The following is a 13,119-nucleotide window of genomic DNA, read 5'->3' as shown; positions in this document are numbered from 1 at the left end:
GGTCCTGAACCTCGTTAGTGCTCAAACTCTGAGCTTAGGATTCATCACACACTTTAGTAGTTGAACTCTGAATCCCAGAACTCTCCGCCTAAGTTGACAACCACACGCGGACAAAAAACGTCCGCTTTGCGTTTGTCCTCTTAGTGCTCGATTTCTAAACGGGATTCATCGTATCCTAGTATTCTTCTACATTTTTTCTTTCGCCTTTGAAGTTGTTTTTCTTTTGGTGGCGTTCGATGAGGACTTTGGTCACATCGGCTACGTCGACGCCTTGGTCGTACAGGAGTACGCCGAGGTGATATAGCAGGTCTGCCGTTTCGTTGGCGACTTCTTCTTTGTCGTGGTTTTTCGCGCCGATGACGACTTCGAAGGCTTCTTCGCCGAATTTCTTGGCGATTTTATCTGTGCCTTTGTCCAGCAGATAGTTTGTATAGGACTTTTCATCGTGTCCGACAGCGCGTTGGCGGATGGTCTCTTCCAGGTCATCCAGACCAAAAGCAACCGGGACATCGAAACAACTCTCCGTATTGCGGTGGCAAGTCGGTCCGGCCGGGTCGACCATGATCAGCAACGCATCCTGGTCGCAGTCCAGGTACATGTCCTTGACGAACTGGTAATGCTCACTGGACTCGCCCTTTTTCCAGAGTCTGTCCTTGCTTCGGGAAAAGAACCAGACAACCTCGTCCCGTTTCGTCAATTCGAAGGCCTCTTCATTCATGAAGCCGACCATCAAAACATTTTTGTTCGTAAAGTGCTGAAGAACGACAGTCAATAACCCTTTCGTAAAGTCAGGCACTAGTGCATCGTATTTAGACATTGCGCATATCCACTCCATTCTCCGTGCAGCATTCTTTCACTTCGGCGATCGACACTTCTTCATCATGGAAGATGGAAGCTGCCAATCCGGCCGATACATCCGTTTCCTTGAATAAGTCGGCGAAATGCTGGGCATTGCCGCCGCCTCCGGAAGCGATGACCGGGATCGAGACCAAAGCTTGGATTTTATTCAGTAAACGGTGATCGAAGCCTTGCTTCATGCCGTCATAATCCATACTGGTGACCAGCAATTCGCCGGCTCCTAGTGCTTCCACTTGCTGCACCCAGTCCAACGTTTTGATGTCGGTCCGTTTTTTGCCGCCGTGGGTATAGCAATACCATTCCTCTTTGTCGGCTTCCCATTTCGCATCGACAGCGATGCAGATGCATTGGCTGCCGAACTTGTCGCTGGCTTCTTTGATCAGTTGCGGATTCGCTAAAGCCGATGAGTTCAGGCTGACTTTATCCGCTCCAGCGTTCAGCAAGCGGGAAATGTCGTCCGTCGACTTGATGCCGCCGCCGATCGTCATCGGAATGAACAGCTGTTGCGCCGTTTTGCGGATGACATCGATCATCAAGTTGTGCCCGGTTTCGGTTGCGGAGATGTCCAAAAAGACCAGTTCATCCGCACCCAAAGCATTGTAGCGCTTCGCCAGTTCGACCGGATCGCCGATTTCGCGCAATCCCTTGAATTGGATCCCTTTTACGACGGTGCCGTCCTTCACATCCAGGCAGGGAATGATCCGTTTCTTTATCATGCCAAGCCCTCCCAGAAAGCATCTGTATTGGCCGCTTTGCCGACGATCGCTGCCGCCACACCCAAAGCTTCCAATTTTTTGATGTCTTCGATGTTGCGGACGCCGCCGGATGCGGTGATGGGATGGGTCGAGAGCTCGACAAGCTTGCCCGTCAACTCAAAGTTCGGTCCGGCCATCTTGCCGTCTTTCGAGATATCCGTATAGATGATGCCGCCCAAGGCCATCGGATTCGTCGCTTCCACGACATCATAGATGGTCTGGCGGCCTGTTTCGGTCCAGCCGTTCACGGCGACCAGTTCGCCTTTAGCATCCAGCCCCAGGTAGATCTTGCCGGGGTATTTCGCCGTCATCTCAGCCAGCCATGGCAGATCCTGCAGCCCTTTCGTCCCGACGATCACATAGCTGGCGCCTTTTTCGAAATAGTGCTTAATGGTTTCTTCGGAACGGATGCCCCCGCCGATTTCGACAGGCAATGCACTCTGTTGCAAAAGTTGCTCGATGAACGGCGTCTCTTCCGGTTTTTGGTTCAAAGCGCCCATCAGATCCACGATATGGATGCGCTTCACTTGCTCAAATTGCGCATAAAAAGCAATGGCTTCCTGAGGCGTGCGCTGCATTTCTTCTTTCGTGCCGTAGTCTCCTTCGGTCAGACGGACACTCTTGTTGTCGATCAAGTCGATCGCCGGCCAAATCTCTATCATTTATTTCCATCCTCCTTGCAAAGCTTGGTTCAAAATTTCCAGACCGTAATCCCCGCTTTTTTCCGGGTGGAACTGGATGCCGATGACGTTATCCTTCTGGACGATCGCCACGATTTCCTGGCCATAGTCCGCCGTTGCCACAACATTTTCGTCGGTCACTACCTTGTAGGAATGGATGAAATAGACATCCTTATCCAAACCTGGATGGCTTGAATGCAGATTGTTCCAGCCCAAATGCGGAACCGGCAAGTCGCTGACGATGTATTTCACTTCGCCCGGCAAAAAGCCCAACCCATCGACATCCCCTTCTTCGCTATGCTCAAACAGGAGTTGCATCCCGAGACAGATGCCGATGAACGGCTTTGTCTGCTCCAACTCAGTCAGCAGTTCCCGCAAACCGATTGCATCGATCCGCTCGATGGCATCCTTGAAATGTCCCACACCCGGCAGGACGATGACATCCGCCTTGCGTAATTCTGCTTCTTCATGCGTCAAGATCGTTTCATAGCCCAGAAAACGGATGGCGTTCGTCAGGTTCGCGATGTTCCCCAAACCATAATCAACGATTGCTATCATTCGATCACTCCTTTTGAGGAAGGCAAGCGCTGCACGTCGGAATCGGCCATCGCGATGCGCAGGCTTTGCGCAAAAGCTTTGAAGATGGCTTCGATTTCATGATGCGTATTGCCGCCGCGGATCAAGTCGATATGTGCCGTGTAACGGGCATTGATGACCAATCCATGGAAAAATTCTTCAACCAATTCCACATCAAAGCTGCCGACTTTTTCTTTTGAAAACGCGGCATTGAAGCTCAGATAAGGACGGCCACTGATGTCGATGACGGAACGGGCCAAGGTTTCATCCATCGGCACATAGGCACTCCCATAGCGATTGATTGCCCCTTTATCCTGACCCAATTCAGCCAATAGCTGGCCCAATACGATCCCGACATCCTCGGTTGTGTGGTGATCGTCCACATCTGTGTCGCCGTCCACCTGCACATCCAAAACGAAGTGGCCATGGAAAGCGAACAGATCCAACATATGGTTCAAGAAGCCCACACCTGTGTTGATGACGGATGGTTCTAAGCCTCGTTTCAAGGTGATGGCGATTTTCGTTTCTTTGGTAATGCGCTCTTTTGATACGCTCACAGCTGTTCTCTCCATTCTCTGATGATTTCGGCTAAGGCATCCAACTGTTCATCCGTGGCGATCGAGTAACGCACAGCCGTTTCGATACACGGGATGCCTGATTTTTCATAAGTCCGCGGCTGATAGCCGTGGTCGATGATCCATTGGCCCAAAGACGGCGCCAATTCACCGTAAGTGAAGACGAAATTCGTCTCGCTCGGCAGCACGGAAAGAATATCCGCTACACCTTCATTGAAGATTTTCTTCAGTTTGGCAGAAAGCCGGCGCTGATCAGCCATGAAGGCCCGCAAACGTTCCGGATGCTCCAGTAAGTAGGCCGCTATGCTCAAAGATAAAGTATTGAGCGGATACGGATGCGCGATGGAGTTCAACAACTGCATCGTTTTTTCCGTCGAACTGGCGATGCCGATGCGCAGGCCGGCCAAGCCGTAGATTTTTGACAAGGTACGCAAAAGGATGACGTGGTCACCGACCGGACGCGCCGGTGGATTGTCCACGAAATCCATGTAAGCCTCGTCCAAAATCAGATAGCCGCCGGAGTCAGCCAGCAGATCTGCCGTTTTTTGAATGAAAGCTGCAGGGTGCAGCCCGCCCAACGGGTTGTTCGGTTGCGAAACGATGAAATAGGAAGGCTTTTCCTTCTCGATGACAGCGTACACTTGGTCATAGTCAAAGGAATAATCCGCTCGGCACGGCACTTTGATGATTTCGCGCTGGAATTGCGCGGCATACTCTTCGTACATCACGAAATCCGGCTCCAGCATCAGGATCGGCCCGTCCCCCAAAAGGATTGTGCACTTCTGGATCCACTCATCCGATCCGTTGGCAAAAGCGATCAGGGCTGGATCTTCTCCGTGGAAAGCGGCGTACGCTTCCGTCAGGCGGTCGATGGCATCGTCCGTATACTCTTGGAAGCGTGTCGATACAGCTATTTCGGCAATTTCTTCATTTGTCAGCGCCCGGATCGGACTTTCATTTTTGTTGATGCGAATCATTTCTCGTCCCCCATTCTGACAGCCAGGGAATCGTGGTGGGCTTGCAGTGACTCTTCAGTCGCAATCAGCATCCCGGCCGGGGCCATTTTTTGGAACGTTTCTTTCTTCAGGTTCAAAACAGAGTTCGGGCGCAGGAAGTCATTTACGGACAAGCCGTTCGCAAAGCGGGCATTCCCTCCGGTAGGCAGCACGTGGCTTGGTCCGGCAACATAATCCCCGATCGCTTCAGGCGAATATTCACCGATGAAGATCGCTCCTGCAGTTTCGATGGCATCGATGTAGTCTTCCGCGTCTTTCGTCTGGATCGAGACGTGCTCGCCTGCAATCAGATTCACGACTTCGATGTTCTCTTCTTTACCGCTCGTCAAAATCGGGAAGTGATTGTGCTTCAAACTCTCCTCGATGACCTCGATGCGGCTTTGTTTCGCTTTTTGGACAAGCAGTTCGGCTTCAATGGCGGCCAATTTTTCTTCGTTGTCGCAGACAAGGAAAGTGCGGGCCAATTCATCGTGCTCGGCTTGCGCCAGCAGATCGATGGCAACCCATTCGTTGTTCGCCGTTTCATCAACGACTACAACGATTTCGGATGGTCCGGCGATCGAATCGATGCCGACATCTCCGTAGACCAATTTTTTGGCCAAGGCGACATATTGGTTCCCGGGTCCGACGATTTTGTCGACGCGCGGAATGGTTTCCGTACCGTAAGCCAAGGCAGCCACGGCTTGGGCGCCGCCCACTTGATAAACGTGGGTCACGCCGCAGATATAGCAAGCGGCCAAAGTTGCTTGGTTGATGGCGGTCTTTTGCGGTGGGGTCACGACGATCGTTTCCTTTACGCCGGCTACATTGGCCAAAACGGCAGTCATCAGAACTGTGGAAGGATAGCTCGCTTTACCGCCCGGCACATAGATGCCGACTTTGTTCAGCGGATGGATCTTCTGGTACAGTTCCCCTGCCGGAGACTGTTGCCATTTGATGCTTTCCTGGTAGACCGTGATGTTGTCGCGGGCCTCCTCCAAAGCAGCGCGCAAGACCGCATCCAAGCTGTCATAAGCTTCCTTGATGACGCTCTGCGGCACTTCCAATTCCGTGATGTCCGCCCCATCGAAACGTTTTGCGTATTCGAACAGCGCAGCGTCGCCTTTTTCCTGAACCGTCTGGATGATTTCCATGACAGCCTGCGTCTTCGAAAAGTCGATTGTATTTTTTGTTTTGTATACTTCCTTGAACGTTTTAGTTGTGTACATTATTCGTCACCTTCAATTGATTGATTATAGTCTGGATTTCATCATATTTGGAAAAATAAGCATGCTTATTCGAAATCAGGCGTGCGTTGATGTCGTCAAGTCGGACCTGCTCGCTCAAGCCATTATCATGCAGGGTTTTGCCGGATTGGACGATATCCATGATTGCATCCGCCATATCGATGGTCGCGGCCAATTCTACGGACCCATTCAGCTTGATGATCTTCACGGGTTGCTTGATGGAATCAAAATATTGTCTGGTGAAATTCACGTACTTTGTTGCAACTACTGGATAAACGTCCTTCTTCTCTTTGCTGGCGATGGCGAAATGGCAATAGCCGAATGGCAAATCCAGCAGATTGTTGATGTTGCAGTTCTGCTCGATCAAAATATCGCTTCCGGTGATGCCCAGATCCGCGATCCCTTCCTCCACATATACAGGGACATCTTCCCCTTTAACCAAAATGAAGCGGGTATCCTTTGTCTGAATGACCAATTCCCGAGAAACGGACTTCAATGCTGTCGACCATTCCGTCAGGTTGATTTCATCCAAATATTGGATGAAATCCTTAAGCTGTCTGCCTTTTGATAGCGCGATAGTAATCATTTTTTCCCTCCGTTAATTGTTGATGGCCATTCCGAATGCTTTGGAAGAGCTTGTGTATTGACCGCCCGACGCTACAGGTTCCGTTTGGTTTTCTCCGTACAGTTGAATAAAGATTCCCTTGTAATAGGATTGGTTCGGCAACGCCAGCATATCCGCGTAGACGTAATCTACGTTCTTGCTCTTCAGCGTCGCTTCCCATTCCGCCAATTCATTCAAATGTCCCGTCAGTTCAGGATAGTGTTCCTTCAGATAGCCGGCCTGTTCGGTAGGCGCTTGGTCCATCAGACCGATCAGCGGATGGTCCGCACCCAAACGATGCTTCAAGGCATCCTGGTTTCTTTCGCAGATGAACTTGCGGACAGAAGCATCTTCCAACTCCCGCGGGCTCAGAATTTTTTTCAGTAATTTATTATGGCTGACTACCGCAACCGATAAGGAAAGTTCCAATTCCTTCTCCATGAAGGTGATCATATCGCCCAGAACCTCGATTTGCTTCGGAATCGAGTCGGTAAATGTTTCCACACCCAATTGGTGGCGCTCTTTGAGCAGCGAATAGACCGGACCGGAGTAGGCTATTTTATCGGCGCGTAAATGGTATTGCTTGCGGTATCTCACGATGGCATTCGTCCAGTCACTGCGCAAGGCGAACAGTTTATCGCCGCTTTGCCATTTGTGCCGGTTCAGCATCAGGTGCAAGTCATCATGAGACAGTTGTGTCCACTCAAATTTCTCTACGACTCCCAGGTCGATCAGATCGTACCCTAAGTGGTGGAAATGATGGAGAAACCCCATCTCTCTCTGTTTCTTCGCTAACAACGATTCATTGGTCATCATTTCGTCCAAACTGTCTCACTCCCATTTCTTTTTGATAAGTCGTCTGTTATCCTTAGAATATCGTTAGAATACCATTAGATGTTGATGTTATCATACCATAGAACGCTGCTATAATGTATCCTAAAATGATGATACTTTATGATGAAAGGAAGCTGTATAAAATATGCTCAGCGACAGACACGTCCATACCCCCTATTGCCTGCACGGTTCATCCGATGCAATGGAAAATTATGTGAAGGTTGCCATCGAGGCCGGCCTCGAGTCCCTCACATTCACGGAACACGCTCCCTTACCGATGGCAGATCCGCTTCCGGACAAAGACAGTTCGATGCGACCTGAGGATGTCGATGCCTACTTGGCCGAAGTCCGTACACTTGCCAAGAAGTATCAAGGCATCATCGAAATCCACGCCGGTTTTGAGTTGGACTACCTCGAAGGAAAGGAACCGGACACGCGCGCCTTCCTGGAGAAATACCCGGAAACGGTCCCCCACTCGATTCTGAGCGTCCATTTCGTGCAGCTCGCACCGGAAGAATACTTCTGTATCGACTTGGACCGCGAATCGTTCACGCAAAAAGGCGCAGAAATAGGCTATGAAACACTTTACACACTTTACGAAGCAGCGGTCAAAAAAGCCTTGGCATCCCCGTACGGAGAATTGACCCCGAAAAAAATCGGCCACATCAACTTGATACACAAGTTCCAAAAGGCCTACAGCGTCAGCGACCCCATCGACTGGAAGTTGCTGTTGGATAAGGTGAAGGAGAACGGATACACGCTTGATTACAACTTTGCCGGAATCGACAAGCCGGACTACGGAAAAACGTACCCGGACAAGGAAATGATGGCTTACGCGATAAAAATCGGCCTCTCCTATGAGATGGGTTCCGATGCCCATGCTTCCCATGAAGTCGCCCGCTATTTCGGTACAGCGGTAGTAGAAACGGAATTATAGAAAAAAATAAGCAGCCAAGCGGTTGGATTCGCTTGGTTGCTTATTTGCTTACTGGTAAATCGCTTTGATCGGATCCATTCTTGAAGCGCTCAGAGCTGGAATAATCCCAAATAAAAGTCCTGTTCCGATTGATACAGAAGTGGATAGAATCATGATGGTCGGCGTTAAGAATACCGGCATTTGCAAAAGCATACCAACTAAACTCGCAATCCCATATCCTAAAAACAAACCGATAATCCCACCAAGAAACGTAATAAAGGCTGCCTCCAATAAGAATTGCAACAGAATCATTCTCGGTTTAGCTCCGATTGCACGACGAATACCAATTTCGCGTCTCCGTTCTGTTACAGATACATACATGATATTCATAACACCGATTCCACCGACAAATAGGGATATGGCTGTAATGGCCAGCAAGAACATCATGATTCCATTGATGTAACTGTTAACCTCTTCCATCATCTGTTCATTGGAGCGATCTTGTTCAAAGACCCCCTCATCTTCTGGATAAGCTTCCACCAGATTTTCCAAGACGGTCATTGTGACCCTTTCATTATCCATTCCTTCTGCCACTTTCACTTTCAATGATTTAATCGGCTTAGAGCGCGTCAAAGTATTGTAAGCTGCTTGAGGAATGACACTCGTATAAGCGTCTTCCCATGTATAACCCGTATTTAGGAGATTACTGTCCTCCCAGTTGTAGGGCTCCTTGATTCCAATAATCTCATACATGAATCCATTGATACTGACAGCTTGACCAATCAGCGATTCGGGATCTTCGACCACGATACCGTAATCCAATATATCGTGAGATAAGATAATCATGTCTCGGTTTACATCTGAAGGCTGAAAATCGCGTCCATATAAAATATGGTTTTCGCTTTTATTCGGCACCATCATCGTATATGCTTGCGCTCCAAAATAATCCAAATTGACGTCAATCGAGTCCATCGCCATACCATTTGAACCATAATCGGGTACAACCGACTGAACGCCATCCAACCGGGAAATCCGTCGCATATCCGCTTTTGAAAAAGAAAAATCATCTTCCACATAACCCATTCCACTGTTATCACTCATTGCGATTGTGTGTTTCACAGTCACAACATTCGCTTCCGTCGTATTCGCCAATTCCATACTTTGTTGCTTCACGCCTTCACCCAGTGCAGCAATGGTCACGACCGAAGCAATTCCGATGATAATCCCTACCATGGTTAAAAAAACGCGAAGCTTGTGTGCCCGGAGACTCAACATTGTACTGAGCAAGATATTACGAATCATCTTACGGCACCTTCTTCCACGAAACTCCCATCATGCATCCGAATAATTCGCGTTGCATACTGCAATAAATCTTCGTCATGCGTTACCATAATGATTGTTTTCCCTTGCTTATTTAATTCTCGCAGCAGGCTCATCACCCCAATTCCGGTGTCGGAATCGAGCGCTCCGGTTGGCTCGTCCGCCATAATGAGAAGCGGTTTATTGATGAGGGCTCTTGCGATTGCGACGCGTTGTTGTTGTCCACCGGAAAGTTCTTTGGTTTTGGCTTTTATCTTTTCAGGAATACCGACTAAACTTAAATACTTCTCAGCAGCTTCCAACCGGTCTTTCTTGTTCACTTCGCCAGCATAAATCAATGGGAGCTCGACATTTTGGGCGACATTCAAAGAATCAATCAAGAAAAACTGTTGGAAAATGAAACCGAAATGTTTGTTGCGTATACTGGATTTTTTATTTTCATTCAACAGGGATACGTCTTCACCCAAAAATGAATAGGTACCCGTTGTTAAGCGGTCCAAAAAGCCAATCATATTCATCAAAGTTGTTTTTCCACTTCCAGATTTACCGACAATCATCAAGAAGTCGCCTTCATGAATAGTCAAATTAATCTCTTTCAATACCACCGTTTCTAACTCGCCTTTCCCAAACTTTTTGGTCACATCTTTCATCTGAATCAGTGACCTGCGTTTTGTTGCCTCCATCTTATTCCTCCTCCAGGTCCACTCGTACTGTCAAAGTTTAGCTCTGCCAGACGTTCAATTTTGTATTTTTTCGTTGATTTAACGGGGTTAACGACAAAAACAACTTGCCACCCCCCAATTTTTGGTTAATAGTAATGGTAACGACACCGCACTATTTCCCCAAAAGAAAGGAAGATGACAAGTTGCTACCTCTATTATTAACCTATTTAGTTGATATTATCAAGCGTCAACGAATGATTATTCTTGCGTTAATTAACCTAGTAATCCTGTTGACGAAAAATTCCCGTATGCCTCAGTTAACTGCTCCGGATAATTTAAATTACCAGAAGCTCAAAGTCGATGAACTGCCTTTGATTGAAAAAGTTGAAAAGTTGGACTATCAGCTGCTTCTCCAAACTCATTTCGAAAAAACTGGGAAAGTTCTCCAGCCTATTCAACGCCGCAATGGCGTTAAAATCAACCTAGACCTCAATACAACCTGCCCACGCTGCAACGCTCCCTCGGACTACCTCTACGCCAATAATGGCTCCAAAGGCCAATGCAACTGTAAAGTCTGTGACGCCTTATTCAACCCTAAAAACCGTTATTCAAAAGAAGCCATTTTAAAGTGTCCGCATTGCTCACATCCGTTGGAGAAAATCAAAGACCGCAATGGATTCGATGTCTACAAGTGTAAAAGAGCGGACTGTCCTTATTACTTGCGTAGGCTGAAAGAATTGACTCCGGAAGAAAAAGAATTGTTTGAGAAGGATTCCCAACAATTCAAGATGCACTATCTCTTCCGCCAATTCAATATTCCTTTTCATCCGATCTCAAAGGATTCAGTCATTCAACCGAAGGTGAATCTGGCCAATATCCATTGTTCGCCCCATACTCTGGGATTGATACTGACCTACCACGTAAACTACGGTCTTTCGGCCAGAAAAACAGCGGCACTTATGTACGATGTACATAATGTCAGAATCTCAGGTCAAACCATACTCAACTACGCTTCCAGTACATCCGTGGTTCTGAAGCCGTTCCTGGAGAACTATCCTTACGAATTATCCGATCAATTCTGCGGAGATGAGACTTACATCCGCGTTGGCGGTCGCTGGAACTATTTGTTTTTCTTCTTTGATGCCGTCAAAAAAATAATTTTGTCGAACTATGTTTCGCCAAACCGAGATACGGAATCCGCTATTTATGCCTTGCGCGAAGTCTTCAAAAAGATGCCCCAGATACCGGAGGACCTAACTTTCATCGTCGACGGCAACCCCATCTACCTTCTGGCTCAACACTACTATGCCCAACACGGCATCCCCTTTGACGTGAAGCAAGTAATCGGACTTACAAATAATGATCCGGTGTCAAAGGAATACCGACCGTTAAAACAAATCATCGAACGGTTGAACCGAACATTCAAAGGCAATTACAGAGCGACCACCGGATTCGGATCCCAACAGGGATCAGTCTCTTTCGTGACCTTATTCTGTGTGTACTTCAACTTTTTGAGACCGCACGCTGCCTTAGAAAAGAAGGTACCCGTGTTGATTCCTGAGCTGGACAAACTTCCCAACATGCCGGCTAAATGGACAAAATTAATCTCTTTATCCCAAGATTGGCTGATGGACCAAACCCCTTAACTTTTGGCACCGGAGCCCTCTAAAAAAAGAGAGAACCAATAAACTAAACACACGGCGGAGCGTACTCTTTACAATCCGAAAAGCCAATGGTTTAAAATTAGCTAAGCCAAGGGCTACTTTGTGCTGCTCCTTTTGTATACCGTCGCCCTTGACGGCAAAGGAAGAAACCATTGGCTCGGTTGTCAAGAGCGTTTGTTTCACCTAACTTTGAATAGCAGGGCTTGGTTTTTCACATCACCTCGTTATTTGGGGCAGTTTCCATAGAATTTTTGGCACTACCGGTCCACTTCCATCGAAGCAGGATCTAAAAGATCACCTTCTTGAACATCCGCTTCAGAAGAAACAATAATTTCGTCTTGTGCTTCTAATCCGCTTGTTACTACGATACCTGCTGCTGTCTCTTCAGTCGTTTGGATAACGCGGCGTGTGACAGTACCGAAATCATTTACCAAGACATATGTCACATCACCGTCTGTACGGATGGCTACTTTGGGAACAACAACTTGATTTTCTTCTAGGTTGATGGTTGCTTGCACATGATAGCCATTCACGATACGTTCTAATGAATCAAAACTCAATTTCACAGGGTAACTCGACATAGAGGATCCTTGAGTGTATGGATCCGACACTGTGTTGGCAGGTGTTGTATCGACAAAAGACACTTTCCCTACCGTGGTGAAATTACTGGAAACGACCGTAATATCAGCTACTTGACCAATCGTTACTTTTTCCAAATCTTTTTCATTCACTGTTCCCGCAACATAAAAATTTTCCGAAATTAATGTCAGTACAGGCACATCTGCTTTCTTTTCTTCCGGAATAACCACTTTACCGGTGAATGGTGCGGTCACTTCTGTATAGACGGACTCTTCCAACGATAAGATATTGTTGTATATTTCCTTGATTTGCGCATCCAAGTCATATAAATTGAAGTCCATTATCAATTCGTCCAATGTTTGAGCCCGTTCTTCTTCCTGCATTTCATAGAAGCGATCAATGGCAAGTTGCTGTTTGTAGGCTGTATTCGCCCGGTTCGTCTCAAGCCGCGCAGCTTCGTTATACAATTGCGTAACTTCTTTCTGCACTGTTTCATTTGTATAGCTGTACAGTAAGGTCCCTGCCTCCACCACTTGCCCATTTTCTACTTGGAGATCCCCTCTTGTACCTAAGTTTTCTTCTTGATAGAACTCCTGAGATTGTTCAGGCGTAACGACACCGTTCACAAAAATTTGCTCTATCGCGGGCACTGTATAATATTCAATGCCATACGGATCCTCTTCCACTATCGGTTCATCCTCTGCTGGTTTCCCTAAATAATTCGGCAAAAAGATTACCCCTAACACTGCTACAACTGAGATAATGCCCATCCAAAGCCACTTTTTCTTTTTCACACTCCAACCTCCTATATAGTTACGTTTGAGTGTATTATACCCTTAATACACCAAAATGCA

The 13,119-nt window shown here is 47.5% G+C and carries 14 protein-coding genes; 2 read left to right on the top strand and 12 right to left on the bottom strand.

Features of this window, described 5'->3' with window-relative positions; all coding sequences use genetic code 11:
* Positions 1 to 175 precede the first annotated feature (175 nt).
* The 9 genes from hisIE to ACKPCD_RS04165 are packed head-to-tail and all read right to left on the bottom strand — an operon-like array spanning position 176 to position 7,106.
* A complete protein-coding gene (hisIE, locus tag ACKPCD_RS04205) occupies positions 176 to 817 on the bottom strand; it encodes a bifunctional phosphoribosyl-AMP cyclohydrolase/phosphoribosyl-ATP diphosphatase HisIE (RefSeq protein ID WP_321434095.1) in 642 nt (213 codons plus the stop codon).
* Positions 810 to 1,574, bottom strand: a complete 765-nt coding sequence (gene hisF, locus ACKPCD_RS04200) for an imidazole glycerol phosphate synthase subunit HisF (protein WP_086629785.1) — start codon at positions 1,572 to 1,574, stop codon at positions 810 to 812. The genes hisIE and hisF overlap by 8 nt, the downstream gene beginning before the upstream one ends.
* Complete coding sequence (gene hisA / locus ACKPCD_RS04195) at positions 1,571 to 2,275, bottom strand: 1-(5-phosphoribosyl)-5-((5-phosphoribosylamino)methylideneamino)imidazole-4-carboxamide isomerase (RefSeq protein ID WP_068561606.1); 705 nt, start codon at positions 2,273 to 2,275, stop codon at positions 1,571 to 1,573. Before hisA ends, hisF begins: the two co-directional genes overlap by 4 nt.
* Complete coding sequence (gene hisH / locus ACKPCD_RS04190; protein WP_276645072.1) at positions 2,276 to 2,851, bottom strand: imidazole glycerol phosphate synthase subunit HisH; 576 nt, start codon at positions 2,849 to 2,851, stop codon at positions 2,276 to 2,278.
* Positions 2,848 to 3,426 carry an imidazoleglycerol-phosphate dehydratase HisB gene (gene hisB, locus ACKPCD_RS04185; RefSeq protein WP_086943968.1) on the bottom strand — a complete coding sequence of 193 codons (579 nt, stop codon included), beginning with the start codon at positions 3,424 to 3,426 and terminating at the stop codon, positions 2,848 to 2,850. Before hisB ends, hisH begins: the two co-directional genes overlap by 4 nt.
* On the bottom strand, positions 3,423 to 4,421 hold the full coding sequence (locus ACKPCD_RS04180) for a pyridoxal phosphate-dependent aminotransferase (protein WP_276645074.1): 999 nt from the start codon (positions 4,419 to 4,421) through the stop codon (positions 3,423 to 3,425). The genes hisB and ACKPCD_RS04180 overlap by 4 nt, the downstream gene beginning before the upstream one ends.
* Entirely contained in the window at positions 4,418 to 5,668 is a 1,251-nt protein-coding gene (gene hisD, locus ACKPCD_RS04175; protein WP_288925541.1) for a histidinol dehydrogenase, read from the bottom strand. The genes ACKPCD_RS04180 and hisD overlap by 4 nt, the downstream gene beginning before the upstream one ends.
* Positions 5,655 to 6,272 (bottom strand): ATP phosphoribosyltransferase, encoded by a 618-nt coding sequence (hisG, locus tag ACKPCD_RS04170; RefSeq protein ID WP_321434094.1) that lies wholly within the window; start codon positions 6,270 to 6,272, stop codon positions 5,655 to 5,657. Before hisG ends, hisD begins: the two co-directional genes overlap by 14 nt.
* 12 nt (positions 6,273 to 6,284) lie before the next feature.
* On the bottom strand, positions 6,285 to 7,106 hold the full coding sequence (locus ACKPCD_RS04165) for an ATP phosphoribosyltransferase regulatory subunit (RefSeq protein ID WP_232309350.1): 822 nt from the start codon (positions 7,104 to 7,106) through the stop codon (positions 6,285 to 6,287).
* A gap of 163 nt (positions 7,107 to 7,269) precedes the next feature.
* Here ACKPCD_RS04165 and hisJ point away from each other — a divergent pair, with 163 nt between their 5' ends.
* Positions 7,270 to 8,061, top strand: a complete 792-nt coding sequence (gene hisJ, locus ACKPCD_RS04160) for a histidinol-phosphatase HisJ (RefSeq protein WP_321434093.1) — start codon at positions 7,270 to 7,272, stop codon at positions 8,059 to 8,061.
* A 48-nt stretch (positions 8,062 to 8,109) separates the two neighbouring features.
* On the opposite strand, the gene ACKPCD_RS04155 is transcribed toward hisJ, so the two are convergent.
* Both ACKPCD_RS04155 and ACKPCD_RS04150 read right to left on the bottom strand, forming a co-directional pair.
* Positions 8,110 to 9,342 (bottom strand): ABC transporter permease, encoded by a 1,233-nt coding sequence (locus ACKPCD_RS04155; RefSeq protein ID WP_068561614.1) that lies wholly within the window; start codon positions 9,340 to 9,342, stop codon positions 8,110 to 8,112.
* Positions 9,339 to 10,043 carry an ABC transporter ATP-binding protein gene (locus ACKPCD_RS04150; protein ID WP_321434092.1) on the bottom strand — a complete coding sequence of 235 codons (705 nt, stop codon included), beginning with the start codon at positions 10,041 to 10,043 and terminating at the stop codon, positions 9,339 to 9,341. The genes ACKPCD_RS04155 and ACKPCD_RS04150 overlap by 4 nt, the downstream gene beginning before the upstream one ends.
* 287 nt (positions 10,044 to 10,330) lie before the next feature.
* Between ACKPCD_RS04150 and ACKPCD_RS04145 the strand changes: the two genes are divergently transcribed.
* Positions 10,331 to 11,668 (top strand): DDE-type integrase/transposase/recombinase, encoded by a 1,338-nt coding sequence (locus ACKPCD_RS04145; protein WP_321433154.1) that lies wholly within the window; start codon positions 10,331 to 10,333, stop codon positions 11,666 to 11,668.
* A gap of 275 nt (positions 11,669 to 11,943) precedes the next feature.
* Here the strand turns inward: ACKPCD_RS04145 and ACKPCD_RS04140 are convergent, their stop codons facing one another.
* Positions 11,944 to 13,059: an efflux RND transporter periplasmic adaptor subunit gene (locus ACKPCD_RS04140; RefSeq protein WP_321434091.1), complete on the bottom strand. Its 1,116-nt coding sequence runs from the start codon at positions 13,057 to 13,059 to the stop codon at positions 11,944 to 11,946.
* Positions 13,060 to 13,119: the final 60 nt, after the last annotated feature.

The organism is Trichococcus flocculiformis, from assembly GCF_963662535.1.
Taxonomy (GTDB): domain Bacteria; phylum Bacillota; class Bacilli; order Lactobacillales; family Aerococcaceae; genus Trichococcus; species Trichococcus flocculiformis.
The sequence above is the reverse complement of the archived record's forward strand: the minus strand, read 5'-3'. Positions and strand labels throughout refer to the sequence as shown.

Excerpts from the sequence above, each read along its gene's own strand:
- hisIE (WP_321434095.1), bottom strand. The coding sequence starts at position 817 with ATGTCTAAATACGATGCACTAGTGCCTGACTTTACGAAAGGGTTATTG.
- hisF (WP_086629785.1), bottom strand. The coding sequence starts at position 1,574 with ATGATAAAGAAACGGATCATTCCCTGCCTGGATGTGAAGGACGGCACC.
- hisA (WP_068561606.1), bottom strand. The coding sequence starts at position 2,275 with ATGATAGAGATTTGGCCGGCGATCGACTTGATCGACAACAAGAGTGTC.
- hisH (WP_276645072.1), bottom strand. The coding sequence starts at position 2,851 with ATGATAGCAATCGTTGATTATGGTTTGGGGAACATCGCGAACCTGACG.
- ACKPCD_RS04180 (WP_276645074.1), bottom strand. The coding sequence starts at position 4,421 with ATGATTCGCATCAACAAAAATGAAAGTCCGATCCGGGCGCTGACAAAT.
- hisD (WP_288925541.1), bottom strand. The coding sequence starts at position 5,668 with ATGTACACAACTAAAACGTTCAAGGAAGTATACAAAACAAAAAATACA.
- hisG (WP_321434094.1), bottom strand. The coding sequence starts at position 6,272 with ATGATTACTATCGCGCTATCAAAAGGCAGACAGCTTAAGGATTTCATC.
- ACKPCD_RS04165 (WP_232309350.1), bottom strand. The coding sequence starts at position 7,106 with ATGATGACCAATGAATCGTTGTTAGCGAAGAAACAGAGAGAGATGGGG.
- hisJ (WP_321434093.1), top strand. The coding sequence starts at position 7,270 with ATGCTCAGCGACAGACACGTCCATACCCCCTATTGCCTGCACGGTTCA.
- ACKPCD_RS04155 (WP_068561614.1), bottom strand. The coding sequence starts at position 9,342 with ATGATTCGTAATATCTTGCTCAGTACAATGTTGAGTCTCCGGGCACAC.
- ACKPCD_RS04150 (WP_321434092.1), bottom strand. The coding sequence starts at position 10,043 with ATGGAGGCAACAAAACGCAGGTCACTGATTCAGATGAAAGATGTGACC.
- ACKPCD_RS04145 (WP_321433154.1), top strand. The coding sequence starts at position 10,331 with ATGCCTCAGTTAACTGCTCCGGATAATTTAAATTACCAGAAGCTCAAA.